The organism is Leptospira sp. GIMC2001 (assembly GCF_028462125.1).
Taxonomy (GTDB): domain Bacteria; phylum Spirochaetota; class Leptospiria; order Leptospirales; family Leptospiraceae.
Window position 1 is genome coordinate 1362101 of the sequence record NZ_CP115468.1, and the last position, 16061, is coordinate 1378161.

The window sequence follows — 16061 nt, forward strand, 5'->3', positions numbered from 1 at the left end:
AAATGGCGTGTAACGAGGAGCGTTGCTTCCGTTCGGGAAAGCTGAGCCCAGCACCATTTAGTGACCTATGCGAACGTTTGAAATGGTGCTGGGCGTTAGCGTTGGCACGAGATTGCTGTGAACGAAGAGAGCAGGGCAATCGTAGTGACACCCGAATGGGTCTGAAGCTCCTCTTCATTCAAGGCAAAGGAGCGAAGACGTTTCCAGTAACGCGGAGTTATCTGCCGTATTTTTTTTCAGTTTTATTAATTTCTCTTTTCTAATATAGCGCTTTAGCTTCTGACAATATGTAACAGCCTTAATGATAGCTTAAAAGAACAATCACGCAGTTAATAGTTCTTTGTAATGCCTAATCTCTTTTAAATCTTTCCCAATTTTCTCGAAACCCTCTCGAATCTCATATTCATCCTGAATTCCCATCCAAAACTCTACAGAATTTCCAAAAAACTTCGAAAAACGAATCGCTGTGTCAGCAGTTATTCCTCTTTTGAAGTTTATTATTTCACTGATTCGAGTTGGACTCAATTTAGTCTCTTTGGCTAACCGATAAGCTGTAATATTTAACGGAACTAGAAATTCTTCATTTAGTATTTCGCCTGGATGAACATTTGGTATCTTTCTCATATTAAATTCTCCTAGTGATAGTCAACTATTTCAACTGACGTTGCATTTCCATTATTCCAATAAAAACAAATTCTCCACTGATCATTTATCCTTATACTGTATTGACCTTTCCTGTTTCCTAATAAAATTTCCAAGTGATTTGAAGGTGGTATTTGCAAATCTTCAATGTTCTTTGATCTAGCGATCATAACCAATTTTCTGTAAGCACTCTTTTGAATTTGAGTCGGCAATTTTTTCGAAAATTGTTGATTCCAAACTTTCTCGGTTTCTTTATCGTAAAAAGAAGTAATCACTCCTAATAGTATCGTTAAGCAATATTATTGTCAATCAGTATTATTTCTTTTTTTATCAATTTCGTGAAAATTTGAAATTAGCTTCGTCAGTCTGGAATAGCTATAAAATATGGCAGATAACGAGGAGCGTTACTGCCGTTCGGGATAGCTGAGTCTCGCAGAGACGTTAGCGTTGGCACGAGGTTGCTGGGAGCTTTAGCGACTAATGCAACCGCAGTGCCACGACAATTGCCCCAAGCCCTCTTCCATAACTTCAAAGGGCGCAGGGGGTTTCCGATTGAGCGGAGTTAAGCGAAGGCTCTAACGGACTACCTTTCAACCTTCCATTCTCCTTCCTGAGATATTACGACGAAAAAGGCAGCATCAGTATGCCTAAAACGTAAAGCTTTTCTAGCAGGTTCGTAATACATTAGAGATGCTCCAGGTTCCTCTGGCCAACCATTTACAACAGTACTGAAATTGCAATGACACCATTGCTCTGTATCCATTAACATAAAAGGTTTATATCCCTTCGGATTCGAGAGAAGCACCCAGATACCTGGCACTATTCCCGCGCCGTTTAAGGATGGTCCAGTAAAAATGAAATCGTCAAAATCATCGTCATTCCAATCAACTATTGCAATGAACTCTCGAAACCCACCTACTTGTTCGAAATTGAACTCTTGATTAGAGATCTCTCCTCGATAAATTGTTGGCCAAGAATCGACTTTAGTACTGTCTTCCCGCCTAAATCCATAGATCGTAAGGAATGGTTTCTTTTTATCAAATTTCAACTCTGGAGAAAAACTAGTAAAGTTGCCATTAGGTGTCCTTACCGATAACGGAATTAAAGGACCGGTTGTAGGTCCATGGATCAAACGATCTGAAACAATTGATAAATCTCTTGAGCGTATAAATCCTTTTCCTTCAATAAAAACCCAATCCCCAAGCTTATCCCCATAAAACGTAAAACCGCGTGGAGCAGGGTCTCCAAGCGTATCATGAGGTCTCGTCGTCAAAACTGCTTCATCGGATGTAATTACAAAATGCTGGGTTGGAACTTCTTGCGTAAATATATTGCAATGTACTAAGATTAACAGAGAATAAATAAATATGTTTTCATTTTTTTTCATATATGATTCAAGAGCTTTCGCTTAACGAGGAGCGTTGCTGCCGTTCGGGATAGCTGAGTGTCCGAAGGACACATTAGCGTTGGCACGAGATTGCTGTGAACGAAGAGAGCAGGGCAATCGTAGTGACACCCGAATGGGTCTGAAGCTCCTTTTCATTAAGGGCAAAGGAGCGAGGACGTTTCCAGTAACGCGGAGTTAGGTGAAGGCGATTCTTGCTATTCTATTACTTACTCGACCGTATCCCACATCAGAGACATTAAGTATTTATGTGAGTATTCTATTGGATCAGATATTTTTATTTTTGCTTTTTTCATACGATGTCCTAGGATTCCGGAAATCTCAAATGATTTGCAGTAACCGTTTACAAATAATCCAGCAGCTTCATAATTGTAATATAAATCCACTGAATCATTTAAATAATCCTTCAACTTAATTTGACCTTCTAATTTGTTATTCCTATACTTTCCTGAAACCAACATCCTATTTTCATAATATTCACCTGGAGTTCCAGTCCAGTCTTTTACCAATATTTCTTTTTTAAGATGAAATGAGCCATCCTTTAATTTAAATTTTTTTTCTTTAAAAGAAATCGAACCGCTAACAAATTTATAATAATCTTGACTTTCAGGCAAAAAATCAGTGTCAAGTATTTCTAATATCCCCCTTTCCGATGCTTCTATAAATATAAATTTATTTCCTTTCCAATAACCAGAATTCCTTACTTGCTCTATATGATCTCCTAAGTATAAAGAATATATCCACCCTTTATATTCAAACAAATCGGTTTGATCTAAATATCTACTTTGATACCAACAATATTTTTCTTCATTAAGGTTTGAAAAAATGCATTTTTTAAGATTTATAAATACAATTTTATTTTTTGGAATTGAAACCAATATCTTCGAATTTACATCAGGATTTGATCTGAGATTTACGCCTGACTTGGCTAAAACATACCTTTCTTTTAATTCGTCAGAACCACAGCCTAGGATAATCAATATAAATTAAATTAAAATATAATGGTTCATATTACTGAAATCGCTTTCACCTAACGGTCCGACTATCCGACGTAGATCCTAGGTGAGTCCAGCACCATTTAGTGAGCTTTGCGAACGTTTAAAATGGTGCTGGACGTTACCGTTGGCACGTATTCTTGCCTTTGCAAGAATCGTGACTAGGATCTATGTGTCGAAGACCAAGCACTGGGTTCCTCAAGAACGCAGTGCGCTGCGGATTGTCGTTGTTAGCAGTTCGGGCATATTTTATATTATTGTTAGTCCACACTCTTTAAAATATTCAAAAGTCTTGTCGTAATAATCTTTTGGTCTTGTTGCGTCTGTGTTATCAACGTCTGGGACGAAGATAATCATTCCTTGCCTTGCTCGTGTCAACAAAACACGATACGAATTTAGCAGATAATTTTTAGCTGCGTCTTGATTAATGTTTTGCCATTTTGAACCTTTAAAACTCTGGAAATTCCATACGCTATTATCGTGATATAAATTGATGTCCCAAGCAACACAAGTAAAATCAATTTCTAAACCTTGAATGTCAAATTCCGTTGCAACTCCTTCTAAGTAATACGAAGAACGGACATCATCTTTTCCATTAAGAAACCAAATTGCAGGTTCAATTTCGTTTTTAACATCAATTCCGTCAGCTCGCAATCTTCGTCCGCCTGAACTTGCAACTACACCAATTCTTTCAGTCCCTTTTGCATTTTTCTTAAGCCAATTTTTCGCTGTGTTTAAGTTCCTCGTTAGAAAAATTGGATAATTGTTTTTGATTGAATTGAAAACATAATTTGCCTTTTCAGGTTCGTTTTCTAAAACGTGTTGAACAAATAATGCGATTTTCTCACTTCTAAACGAACGTATAGAAACAGCCAAATGCAAATCTGTTTCTTTGTTTCCTTTTGATTGTAACCAATTCAAAAGGTCTTCATTATTTAAATCGGTTGACTTTTCACTTAGGATTTTGTCTGAGTAGTAAACGTTCCAATCAGTATATTTTTGTTTTAATGATTCAATCCATTCTGAAACGCCTGCTTCGCCTGTGTTTATTTCCTGTCCTCCACCAATTAAACAAACAATTGTGCACCAATCTTCGTGGCGATTCATCACACTAATCAAATATTCCGGTTCGGACATTTCAAAGTCGTCAATTCCCTTTTTGGCTTTCATAAACTTTGAAACTTGTTCTTTTTGCCAAGCCCTTTGGGCTTCGTCAAAAACTACAACTTTTTCTATCGGCGCTTTCTCTGTTTTTAAATTGTCGTCCCGGAAATGATGAATGTTTTGAATAAATGCTTTTGCTTCTCTTTCTGCATCTGCCTTTTTTAGTTTTTCGCCATATACTTTTGCTGTTTGAACGGAATCTCTTGTTAGCGCTTCTCTAAGCACATCTACTAAAGGTCCATTTCCTGAAAGAAAAACAGAATGCTCAGATTCGTCAGCTTTTAATCGTTCGTTTGCAATGTTTAAACCTGCAAGTGTTTTTCCAGCGCCCGGAACTCCAGTGAGAAAACAAACAGATTTTAGTTTTTTCGTCTTAGCATTTTCAATAATGTTATTTATTGCCTTTGCAGTTCGAGAAAGGTTTATTGCTCCTGAATCACTTCTGGAAATTTCTTGTACATTATGTCCTTTGTACAGCGCTTGTGCTGCTTCAATAATTGTTGGTGTCGGCTTGTATGTACTATTTTCCCAATCAGCAATATTTATCTGTTGTGTCACAGTTTGAGATGCTAAAAAGTTTTTTAGAGTGTGTTCAAAGTTGTCTGCGTTACACAAAACACAAGTGTCTAATTGTATTGCGCTTGGAATATCGTTTGCTGCATTGTTTGCTTTTGTTGCAACTAAAATTGGAATAATTGTCTTGTCGTGGCTACCTTCGTGAAAGTTTAACAAATCAAGACAATAATCGATTGTTTGATATTGTGCATCTTTTGTGTAATGAGTGTCACCAACTTTAAACTCAATTACAAAAATGAAATTTTTTGAAATTAAAATATTGTCAACTCTTTTTCCCATTCGGGGAATGGAGAACTCAAAATAAATATTTCCGTCAATGTCGTTAAGCCAAGATTTTAAAAACTCAACTTGCTTGATCCAAGCATTTTTTTGTTGGTCTTCAAGATCGTGTTGATGATTTTTTGCAAGCTGTCCGAAAATGGAATTTATGTCTTCTGCTAAAAATTTGTCTACTGTATTTTGATAATAACTTCTCTTCATTATTTAGTTGTCGTTTTGTTTAGGAGTGTCGCTTTTGCCTGACTGCTAACGAATGAGCTTGCCGACGTTCCTCGTAGCTGAGCCTCCAGAGGAGGCGTTAGCGTCGGCACATCTTATTGCTCTGCAAGAAGTGTGACGAAGAGGAATGTGTCGAAGACCGAGCCGGTATTCCGGAGATGCGGCAAGCGAAAGTTATACGAAGGAAGCGCTTGATGAATAATTATGCCTTCATTAATAAAATTTCTTTATCTTGATTTCTTTTCTTCTTGTTAATTACTTTTATTTCTATTTCCATGCCTAATGCATGGACGTAATCAACTAGGGTGGATAACTTGATATCATCTCTACCTTCAATTCTTGATATACTAGTTTGGCTAAAACCTTCAATGTCAGTTTGTTTGATACCGGATTGCTTTCTAAGATCAGAAAGTTTCATACTAAATAAAATTTTATTGGCTTTGTTTTTTGCTATTTCAATACTTTCAGAAGACATAGTTTTTTTAGCATTTTCAAAAAAATCAGAATACTTTCTTTTAGTTTTCATTGTAAATCCTCCAAATATTTATCAAAAAGTTTATCAGCGATTGGAATTAATTTTTCATAAAACCGTTTATCGCCTTTTTTATTTCCACCGATAATTAAAATTGCTCTTCTTTCGGGATCAAATGCAAAGAAAATTCTGAACGGATTTCCTGAACTTTGAACTCTCAATTCTTTCATATTTTTATGACTACTATTTTTAACTGTATCGACCCTCGGTCTTCCTAAAGTAGGACCATGAACACTTAATACGCTAATATTGGCATAGATATCTTCTTTTACGGATTCACTTAAATCTGAAAACCATTTTTCAAATTCTTCAGTTTGTAAGATTTGCCACACTAATTCAATATGTCAATCATGACATATGTTGTCAAGTGCATAAAAATAAATTTATTTATTTTTGAAAAAGCAAATGTTAGCGCTTCTTTCGTATAACGAATGAGCTTGCCGACGTTCCTCGTAGCTGAGCCTCCAAAGGAGGCGTTAGCGTCGGCACGTCTTCTTGCCTTTGCAAGAAGCGTGACGACGAGGAATGTGTCGAAGACCGAGCCGGTATTCCGGCGATGCGGCAAGCGAAAGTTATTCGCAGTAAATTAGTCATAATAGCCATTTGAAATATCATTTAGAAATTCAGCCAAATTTTTCCATTTCTCTATTGGAGCCAGCTCCTCATGACTAAATCTGAATATATAGTTATATTCAGATGAATTTGGATTTAAATTAATAGAATAGAAATCACCGTTAATGCTTTTAGAGAAATGAAAAAGATAATTTGACGTATTACTGAATAGATCATTATCTTTTAATGAATATTCGATTTCAACATTAAAATCTGGTAGTTCTTTATCTGATAATATTATTACTTCGGGATTTAATTCCGGTCCGTTGGAAATTTTTAATAATTCGATAATTGGAGAAGGAATGTTTAGGGCTATATTTTTCAATCCTTTTGGGTGATTTTCTCCTTTTTCTTTTAAATATTTTTTTATTTTTTTTAAAGATTCATCTAATTTAATAGTCAGAGTTGGTTTATTCTTCTTTTTATTTTTTTCATAACATTTATTTGAGTATTCTTTCAATTTATCAATTTCATATTTAATAAAAAGTGGTGGTGGAAATTTTGCATTTATGTCTAAATTTATTGTTCCAATAGGTGGTAATTCTAAAATTTCTAAAAGTAAAAGATTTTCTTTTTTAATAAGTTTTTCACTTAGTAGAGCGGAAGCTACCTTTCTATTTATGAAAAGTGTTCTTCGTCTTTCATTGTTATGATTTAAGTTCCATCCATATGCAAATTCGGTCTTAGGTAATTATTCTTTTAGATATCTTCTCATTGAAATAATGTAAAGTTCCGATTTTTCAAACAATTCAAAAAGGGATGAATAAATTTTATTTTGAAATTTGTATTTCTTCTTAATTTCACTATTGGAAAAAATATTAACTCCGACACGATAATCTGAACTAGTAACAAAATTAGATTTTGAATTCTGAAGAAAATTTGTGTCATACCAATCATGATCTAATCCTTTTCCTATTGGAATATCTGCTACTGGAATATACCACTCTTTAGCCTCATATTTTCCAATATCATTTAACCAAAGAAAATCTATTCCTGAATATTCTTTATCGAGGATAAATTCTTTAAGTTTTTTTGAAAAGAATAGAGAATAATAAATTGAATCAACAAGATTTGTATTTTCAGGAAATTTATATATTTTTCCTTCTGGATAAAGATTGTTAAAACTTGAGGCAGAAATAAAATCTGAAACCGAAATTGGGGAGACTAATTCATACCATTCATCATCAGCATTGCCTAAATAAGTTTGACTAAGTGTGCAATAACCATAAAAATTAGCTTTCTTCTCTTTTACATACTTTTTTGCTGCTATATAAAAATCATTAAATATTTCTGAATTAATATCTAACAAAGCCCAATTGGTGCTATAGTTTTTTAATCCTAGATCTAAGTAGAACTTTCGAGAAAATTCTAAACTATCATCTGTATTTAAAAGTTTAAAGTTGAAGGATAAAATTTCTTTATATTTCATAATTTCAATTTATTGTGAATAACGGTCTGACTATCCGACGTAAATCCTAGCTGAGCCTCAAAGAGGCGGTAGCGTTGGCACGAATTCTTGCCTTGCAAGAATCGTGACTAGGCTTTATGTGTCGCATACCAAGCCTGTATTTCAGGCGCAGCGGATAGTTGGTGTTATCTGTAGCCGCCATTTTCTCGGCAAGAATGCCGACTTTCTTCGACAGTATTTTTATCGCCTTTCTGTGTTTTAAATTCAAATAAGAGCAAATTCAATCTGAAATGAAAAATTATGCCTTAAACTTCATATCCGTGACTGAATCTTTGATTTTTTCAATCTTGAAAACGCTGATTGGCGTTTGGAGATTAAGTATAACATATAGCTTATACATGATACGAAAATCAGAATAGTAAAACTTTGTTGGAAAATTAAACGTGAATTCTTTTCTATTTATTTATTTTTCAACAATCGTAAGGGAAAAAGCAATAACAAACTTATTTTGTTCACAGCTTTTATTTTCTTTATAAACTGAGAACCTAAATCAATCTGTTCAATTTCAAATTAGAGAAGACAATAATACTTTAATAATGAAAATCAAAACTGAAATCTGAATGAAGCTTCTTTGATCTTTTGTAAACTGAGAATAAACTAAAACAGCAATTTCATCTGAACAAAACCTTTAATTCACATTCTTATTAGTTTTTACAATAATAAGCGGTTAAAACTCTCTTTCTTTGAATTAATTCTTTTAAATTTAAAAAAAGCGGACAGGACGTCCGCTCTTAAAGGCGGTTACAGATAACGGTCTGACTATCCGACGTAAATCCTAGCTGAGCCTCAAAGAGGCGGTAGCGTTGGCACGAATTCTTGCTATGCAAGAATCGTGACTAGGATTTATGTGTCGTAGACCAAGCCTGTATTTCAGGCGCAGCGGATAGTTGGTGTTATCTGTAGCCGCCATCTTCTCGGCACGGATGCTGACGTTCTTAGACAATTTTCTTATCGCATTTAATTGCTTTCAATTCAAATAAGGGCAAATTGAATCTGAAGTGAAAAATTATCTCTCGAACTTCACATCCGCCACTGAATCTTTCATTTTTTCAATCTTGAAAACGTTGATTGGCGTTTGGAGATTGCGTATAACAAATAGTTTATACGTAATGCGTAAATGAAAATAGAAAAGCAATGTAATAGAGTAATAGGTTCTTTCTTCTTTTTCTTAGAATTTTTAATACAATCTTAAAGAATTAATCTTTCATTTACTTTTTGAGATATCAAATGTTTTTGACTTAATTATAAACTGAGAAACGAAATTACTAATAAAACTCTCAAATCAGCTTTGACTCTAATTTTAATAAAAAGAAGAGATTAATTCAGATCTGACTGAAGTGTTTTTGATCTTTTAAAAACATTCAGTGAACAAATTATATAATATCAATTGTGCTAGACTTATACTTCACTTTTAAAGTAGCCATTAAAGCAATTTGGCGTTTTATACTCTTTTTCTTTAATTTAATGCTTTTAAAAATAAAAAGCGGACTCGATGTCCGCTCTTAGAGGCGGTTACAGATAACGAGGAGCGTTACTGCCGTTCGGGATAGCCGAGTCTCCAAAGGAGACGTTGGCGTTGGCACGAGATTGCTAAAGCAAAGCGAAAAAGCAATCGTAGTGACACCCGAATGGGTCTGAAGCTCCGCTTCTTCAAGGTCAAAGGAGCGAGGACGTCTCCAGTAACGCGGAGTTATTCGCAGCACTTTTTTAAAATTCTTAAATTTCTTCCTTTTTTGAATTTAAATTTAATGATCCGAGGGATATAACGAAGGCGTAAGCTACCAGTATCCCAAGTGAAACAATTAATAAAAAAGAAGATATCTTAATGTCGTTGTAGACATTTCCTAAAATTTTTAAAGATTCATAAATAATATGAACAGGATCGTTGACAATGTCCCATGAATTCCAACGATAAAATCTACCTAAATATATTCCGAAGGAGGCAAGAGGCGCAATAGCTAGGACAATAAGCCATCCTATTAGTTTATTAAATCTATCACTTATAAGAATCTGAATTAATCTTAAAGACATAATACCCGAAAGCATTCCATTCCAAGAAAAAGAATAAAAAAGACAAATGTCATACCAAATAGGTATTCCTTTCTTTGGTTTTAAATGTATAAAATCACTTACAATGTACGGAGCATTCGGAAAAAACAAAAGCCAAATTAAAAGAAATATAATTAAAACTAAATCAATTTTTCTTCTTACTTTATAATAAATAAAACTTACATATGCGATCAATAATGGCACTAGGGCGAGAAATAGATTCCAAACCAAGAAATGGTTATATTTGTTTTTAAAATAGAATATCCTAAATTCAATAAATGCTAAACTAAATAAACATGAAAAAGCTAAAACGATTAATTGTTTTTTGAATGGAATTAAGTGAAATATTTTAATCATAACTAAAGTGTTGCGAATAACGGGGAGCGTTGCTGCCGTTCGGGAGAGCCGAGTCTCCAAAGGAGACGTTGGCGTTGGCACGAGATTGCTGTGAACGTAGAGAGCAGGGCAATCGTAGTGACACCCGAATGGGTCTGAAGCTCCTCTTCCTTAAAGACAAAGGAGCGAAGACGTCTCCAGTAACGCGGAGTTATTCGTCGGATCTTTTTTCTATACTTTCTTTTATAATCAATCACTTTTAATTGATACGCAATTTTAAAAATACAATTCTGACTCAATAATAATCTTTTAAACTTTCCACAAAGTCAAAAACTCTTTCGGAGTAACTACTTTGATTCCCTCTTTCGGATAGTCTTTCTTGTTTCTTGTTATGAAATATTCGATGTCTTTAGTTCTAGCGCAAAAATATTGAATTGAATCTTCAAAATCCTTAATCGTTGAATTTAGACCGAAATCAATAATTTTTTCATCAACAGAAATAATGTGAATGAGATTTTTAAAATCTTTAATTAGTTCCCTAGCTTTTTTTGAATTCAATTGTTTTGATAAAATATAGAAAAGATTCCAAATAATCAAAGATGAAATATATCCTTTGATCTTTTTTTCTTCAATCAGTGATATAATTTCAATTGAATCAATAAAAAATGGCTCTCTACCATATAAAAAATCAATGATGACGTCAGAGTCTAAATAAACCTCTTTCATCATTTGTATTTTCTATCTAAATGTTCTGTGATTTCTTTCCTTGCATCAAAATATTCATGATTTTTAAGAATGCCTGCGTATTTTTTTGTAAACTTAGGTACTCTTCCGAAGCTGCTATTTGTTTGTTTGGAAAGTGTAAATAGGTATTCTTCAACTAGTTTCGAGACGCTTCGATTATTTTTTTTTGCAAAATCTTTAGCAGCTTGAATGACTTCTTCATTTATTGATAATGTTAATTTGGTATTCATGATAGTCTACGTAGACAGTATATTAGATCTTACGTATTGTCAAATGTTTTTTATTTTGATATTATTATATTTTCAGCTTAATGGATTTGACGAATAACGAATGAGCTTGCCGACGTAGATCCTAGGTGAGCCTCCAAAGGAGGCGTTACCGTTGGCACGTATTCTTGCTCCTGCAAGAATCGTGACTAGGATCTATGTGTCGAAGACCGAGCCGGTATTCCGGCGATGCGGCAAGCGAAAGTTAAGCGAATGTGCAAGTTTGAAACTATTCATCTAATATTTTGGCACCGACAATATAAGTGTCGATATCAAGTGGTAGATTCAGTTTGGCAAGTCTATTTATTGTTTTTAAGTCAATATGAAGACCAGCGTTGCTGGATATATATTGATGTTTACAAATAGATATACAAGCATCACTTTTTGATGAGAGATTATTTATACCAGGGATGTCGGTTTCAAGAATCTTTAAAAGTTCATTTATTGCATTTTCTGTGTCAAAGCATTCTGAAGTTAGTAGTTCAAAATTTATTCTAGTAAAATCATATTTGGATTGCAGGTCTTTGCGAAAATCACCCTTAGTCCAACCGCTTGTGTATTTCAGTTTTGTAAGTTTGGATAACTGCTCCAAGCTTAGATTATATGAAACACAAGAAAGATAACATTTATTTCCATTTTCAATGAAAGAATGTATGACTTCCGACGTTGAATTATCAATTGTGATTCCTAAATAAAACTTCTCCTCGGATATTTTGAAGTAGATTATAGTATTTTCATTAAATTTCGCAATTCGCTCGATCGTATACTCGCCATCTGTTATATCTATTATATTCACATCCAAGTATTGCTGAGTTATAGCTAAAGACGGTTTGGAAATTTCATTACGTGCTTTTTTTATTAATATTTCCATGAATAAGTCCATTTATTGAGTGAAAAATAAGAACATGCTTGCATTTCGCTTAACGAGGAGCTCAATCGCAGTTGTCGGTAGCTGAGTCTTGAATTTCCCGAGTGAGTCCCCGAACGAGAATTAGAAATTCAAGACGTTAGCGTTGGCACGAAATTGCGACGAACGAAGTGAGGAAAAGCAATTACAGTGCCACGACAATTGCCCCAAGCCCTCTACCATGACAACAAAGGGCGCAGGGGGTTTCCGATTGAGCGGAGTTATTCGAAGGAACCTTCTATCAATTATCTAAATTGACCTTAATAAAACATATTCTTTCTTTATGTTTCGGTTCTTTTGTGGATTTCTTACTTTAGCCTTTATTTCTAAATCCATATCTAGACTATTTAGATAATCTTTAAGTGTTGATATTTTCATATCTTTCCTTGTTTCTAATTTAGACAATGAGGATTGTGAAAATGAAGTGATCTCCTCTTGCTTCATACCAATGCTTTTTCTAAGTTCAGAGAGATTGATTTGAAATAATATTTCTTTTGATTTAGATTTCGCTCTGTCAATACTTTCTTTAGATAAAGATTTTTCAATCTTTTCAATTGCGCTTAGTCTTGGACTTTTTTGCTTTAGGCTTGATTTCTTCATTTTCTCTCTCCCATTTTTGATAAATTTCTATTGCCTTGGGAATCATTTCTTCGTAAAAACGATCATTTCCTTTCTTATCTCCAGCATTTAGAATAAGTCCTATTCTATCTTTTGTAAATATAAAAAAGATTCGAATTACTTTCAACTTTACCTGGACTCTCAATTCTTTAAGATTATTAATCTTAGTGCCTTGAATAGTATCAACATATGGTCTTCCTAAATTAGGACCTTTCTCAGCCAATACATATAGTTGAGAAAGTATTGCTTCTCTAATAGATATATCTTGTTTATAAATCCATAAATCAAATTCAATTGTTGATTCTATTAGCCACACACCACCATTATTTCATATATCATGGATTTGTCAAATAGATATTCACTACAGTTCATATTCCTTTTCTTATAGTTTTTTGCATCAGAATCAGTTAGTTCGATTTATTGAAATTGTTGCTTTAGGTTCTTTCGAATAACGAGGAGCTCAATCGCAGTTGTCGAGAGCTGAGTCTTGAATTTCCCGAAGGCCTCTGTGCCTGAGGATCAGAAATTCTAGACGTTAGCTTTGGCACGAAATTGCAGCGAACAAAGTGAGCAAAGCAATTGCAGTGCCACGACAATTGTCCCGAGCCCTCTTCCAAAGCAACAAAGGGCGAAGGGATGAAACGATTGAGCGGAGTTATTCGAAGTTGTGATTTCTTATATTTTAGAACTTTTCTTACTTTATATCTTCTTCTTTAAATCTAGGATATCCTTCTACATAAATACAATGATTTCCAAATAATTCAAATTCCTCTAAAATTACTTTAACTCTATACATTCCAACAATATTTTGATCAATCTTTATAGCATTTTCTACAGCTTTGGATATGCTTGCTACTCCTTCAAATTTAGAACAATCCTTTCCTTTTATTGTTTTCCTTTCTAAATCATTAAATTTAGTATCAAAACGTATTGCTTTAAATCTTCCAATTTCATCAGAAAATAAAGAAAAAGTTAAAAAGAAAAACAATAAGAAGATATATGAATTAATTTTCAATCTTTTCTACCTCATAGACAAGTAAGCATTCTTTAAACTTCTGACAAGCAATATTAATACATACTGTTAATTCATCATATCTAATGATCACATTTTCAAAATCATATTTTTTTTCTATACTATCAAAAAATTTATTATTTTCAATAAATAAAAAATCTAAATAATATTTATTTTTTACCTTTGAACTTTGTTTTTCATCAAAACAATATTTAGCTATAGGTTCCTTAGGATAATAAATTATACCCTCTTTTAGTGGTTCTATATAACCTATTTCTTGATATTTGGTAATCTTACGAGTTGTACAATTTAAAATGAATATAGAACCAATTATAAGAATTATTTGTTTCATATTTATTTCCTCCTTTCAATTCTCTTATGATAACTATATAAATTATAATCACAAATTAATATTTCAAAAATGAAATTTTAGATTTATACATAAAATTTCTTCACAATTTCGAATAACGAGGAGCGTTGCTGCCGTTCGGGAAAGCCGAGTCTCCAAAGGAGACGTTGGCGTTGGCACGAGATTGCATTGAGACAAATTCGAGAAAAGCAATCGTAGTGACACCCGAATGGGTCTGAAGCTCCGCTTCTTCAAGGGCAAAGGGGCGAGGACGCTTCCAGTAACGCGGAGTTATTCGACGTTTTTATTTTTTTTATCTTCCATTGTAATCGTTTTCAACAAGAAAATCACTGCACCGAGAGGGAATGAAATAATAACTTTCCAGTTTTCAAGGAAATTATTTTTCTTTATAGCTACTGGATTTAGATTGAGACTAATAAATTGATATTGTGTCAAAAGTTCTGAAGAATTCCAATCGTAAGTAATTCCTGCAACAAAAAGAAATAGTAAAAAGTAGTATTTCTTTTCGGATGAGTAATTTGAATTTATTAGTTTTAAATAAGCAAAAGTCCAAATCACAATAATGAAAAGAATATAACACAAAACTAAGTAGTTACTAAACTCTAGATTTTCAAATTTTAATTTATCCATTAGTTGAATTTCCGAAATAGATAACTTAATTTCTGTAAAATTGAAGCCAACGATTTCATAGTGTTCTTCATTATTTTTTCCAAAACTTATTTCGCAAAGTGTTGAATTTTCGCTATTGTTCTCAATTAAAAAAAGAATTGTTTTTCCTTCCTCAAGCTGAATTTTTTCTAAATTCAAGTTCTCCTTTTTTAATAATATTCGTATTTCCGGTTTTGCTATTTTAATCGTATCGTTATACTCTTTTTTATTTAACTCCTTTAAAATATTTTCTTTTTCTCCAAGATTTTCATTCAGGACATTAAATATATTTTGATATTTTTTTGTTTTTAAGTTTTTGATAAACGTTTCTAAAAATTGTATTTCATTTTCAGTCATTTTCGAATTCGGATTATTCGTTAAATATCCATTGAAAATTACGCTAATCGTGAAATATATTGAAATACCTAGAAATATTAAGGGTAGAAATTTAAGAGATTTTGTAATTTTTTCTTTCATCTGTTTTCCTATTGAAATAAAAATGTCGAATAACGGTAAGACTATCCGACGTAGATCCTAGGTGAGCCTCCATAGGAGGCGTTACCGTTGGCACGTATTCTTGCTTTTGCAAGAATCGTGACTAGGATCTATGTGTCGAAGACCAAGCACTGGGTTCTTCTAGAACTCAGTGCGCAGCGGATGGTCATTGTTATCTGCTGCTGCCGTCATTGAGGCATGGATGCCGATAACTTTCAAAATAAACTTTAATAATCTGATTCTTTTTGTAAATAAACTTAAATCTAAGTTCATTTAGATCGCTTAAGTGTAATTCCTTTTTTTTTCTTTGATCTTTTAACTTAGAACGTCCGCTTATAAAGGCAATTTTTCTGAGATAATTTTTATGTTTTTCACATAAAACTTTAGTGAAACTGTAGAACATACACTCATGAGACAGCTTTATAAGCGTACTTTATTTTTTTCAAATTAAAATTTTGAAACCTAAAAATAGATTTAATTCTAAAATTTTATCGGTATTCGCTACCAAAAAGATGTTCTAGTAAATCAGGAATTTGCTTTTATAAAACTTTCAAAACTATTATTAACAATGATAAACACCAAAAATGAGTTTAAAAAGTCTTTCTTTTTCTTTGAATCAATTTCAAATAAAACTTGTAGAACTCGAGATGAACATCGTTTTACTTCAATGAAGAATTGGTATTCAGATCTTACGTTTTCAATTCCAAATATAATCTTTGACAAA

18 protein-coding genes are annotated in these 16061 nt (G+C 33.2%); all 18 read right to left on the reverse strand.

Annotated features, from left to right (window positions below; genetic code table 11):
- Window positions 1-321: 321 nt before the first annotated feature.
- Window positions 322-624, reverse strand: coding sequence for a HigA family addiction module antitoxin (locus tag O4O04_RS07600; RefSeq protein WP_272535209.1), 303 nt, complete (start codon window positions 622-624; stop codon window positions 322-324).
- An 11-nt stretch (window positions 625-635) separates the two neighbouring features.
- Window positions 636-917, reverse strand: coding sequence for a type II toxin-antitoxin system RelE/ParE family toxin (locus O4O04_RS07605; RefSeq protein WP_272535210.1), 282 nt, complete (start codon window positions 915-917; stop codon window positions 636-638).
- A gap of 308 nt (window positions 918-1225) precedes the next feature.
- Window positions 1226-2029 carry a hypothetical protein gene (locus O4O04_RS07610; protein ID WP_272535211.1) on the reverse strand — a complete coding sequence of 268 codons (804 nt, stop codon included), beginning with the start codon at window positions 2027-2029 and terminating at the stop codon, window positions 1226-1228.
- Between the two features lie 227 nt (window positions 2030-2256).
- Complete coding sequence (locus O4O04_RS07615; protein WP_272535213.1) at window positions 2257-3027, reverse strand: SH3 domain-containing protein; 771 nt, start codon at window positions 3025-3027, stop codon at window positions 2257-2259.
- Between the two features lie 264 nt (window positions 3028-3291).
- The gene (locus O4O04_RS07620) at window positions 3292-5262 is read right to left on the reverse strand and encodes a DUF2075 domain-containing protein (RefSeq protein WP_272535214.1); all 1971 of its coding nucleotides are present in this window, start codon (window positions 5260-5262) and stop codon (window positions 3292-3294) included.
- Between the two features lie 220 nt (window positions 5263-5482).
- A complete protein-coding gene (locus tag O4O04_RS07625; protein WP_272535216.1) occupies window positions 5483-5806 on the reverse strand; it encodes a helix-turn-helix domain-containing protein in 324 nt (107 codons plus the stop codon).
- Window positions 5803-6144, reverse strand: a complete 342-nt coding sequence (locus O4O04_RS07630) for a type II toxin-antitoxin system RelE/ParE family toxin (RefSeq protein WP_272535217.1) — start codon at window positions 6142-6144, stop codon at window positions 5803-5805. Before O4O04_RS07630 ends, O4O04_RS07625 begins: the two co-directional genes overlap by 4 nt.
- A 254-nt stretch (window positions 6145-6398) precedes the next feature.
- The gene (locus O4O04_RS07635; protein ID WP_272535218.1) at window positions 6399-6884 is read right to left on the reverse strand and encodes an SMI1/KNR4 family protein; all 486 of its coding nucleotides are present in this window, start codon (window positions 6882-6884) and stop codon (window positions 6399-6401) included.
- Window positions 6885-7115: 231 nt separating this feature from the next.
- Window positions 7116-7853 (reverse strand): hypothetical protein, encoded by a 738-nt coding sequence (locus tag O4O04_RS07640; protein ID WP_272535219.1) that lies wholly within the window; start codon window positions 7851-7853, stop codon window positions 7116-7118.
- Between the two features lie 1755 nt (window positions 7854-9608).
- Window positions 9609-10298, reverse strand: a complete 690-nt coding sequence (locus tag O4O04_RS07645; protein ID WP_272535220.1) for a DUF1361 domain-containing protein — start codon at window positions 10296-10298, stop codon at window positions 9609-9611.
- A 288-nt stretch (window positions 10299-10586) separates the two neighbouring features.
- On the reverse strand, window positions 10587-11006 hold the full coding sequence (locus O4O04_RS07650) for a type II toxin-antitoxin system VapC family toxin (protein WP_272535179.1): 420 nt from the start codon (window positions 11004-11006) through the stop codon (window positions 10587-10589).
- Window positions 11003-11251: a DUF6364 family protein gene (locus O4O04_RS07655; protein WP_272535222.1), complete on the reverse strand. Its 249-nt coding sequence runs from the start codon at window positions 11249-11251 to the stop codon at window positions 11003-11005. Before O4O04_RS07655 ends, O4O04_RS07650 begins: the two co-directional genes overlap by 4 nt.
- A gap of 265 nt (window positions 11252-11516) precedes the next feature.
- Window positions 11517-12158 (reverse strand): DUF4279 domain-containing protein, encoded by a 642-nt coding sequence (locus tag O4O04_RS07660; protein WP_272535223.1) that lies wholly within the window; start codon window positions 12156-12158, stop codon window positions 11517-11519.
- Window positions 12159-12443: 285 nt separating this feature from the next.
- Window positions 12444-12794: an XRE family transcriptional regulator gene (locus O4O04_RS07665; RefSeq protein WP_272535224.1), complete on the reverse strand. Its 351-nt coding sequence runs from the start codon at window positions 12792-12794 to the stop codon at window positions 12444-12446.
- On the reverse strand, window positions 12745-13128 hold the full coding sequence (locus tag O4O04_RS07670) for a type II toxin-antitoxin system RelE/ParE family toxin (RefSeq protein ID WP_272535226.1): 384 nt from the start codon (window positions 13126-13128) through the stop codon (window positions 12745-12747). Before O4O04_RS07670 ends, O4O04_RS07665 begins: the two co-directional genes overlap by 50 nt.
- A 378-nt stretch (window positions 13129-13506) precedes the next feature.
- Complete coding sequence (locus O4O04_RS07675) at window positions 13507-13827, reverse strand: hypothetical protein (RefSeq protein WP_272535227.1); 321 nt, start codon at window positions 13825-13827, stop codon at window positions 13507-13509.
- Window positions 13817-14176 carry a hypothetical protein gene (locus tag O4O04_RS07680; RefSeq protein ID WP_272535229.1) on the reverse strand — a complete coding sequence of 120 codons (360 nt, stop codon included), beginning with the start codon at window positions 14174-14176 and terminating at the stop codon, window positions 13817-13819. Before O4O04_RS07680 ends, O4O04_RS07675 begins: the two co-directional genes overlap by 11 nt.
- A gap of 288 nt (window positions 14177-14464) precedes the next feature.
- Window positions 14465-15319, reverse strand: a complete 855-nt coding sequence (locus O4O04_RS07685) for a hypothetical protein (RefSeq protein ID WP_272535230.1) — start codon at window positions 15317-15319, stop codon at window positions 14465-14467.
- Window positions 15320-16061 lie beyond the last annotated feature (742 nt).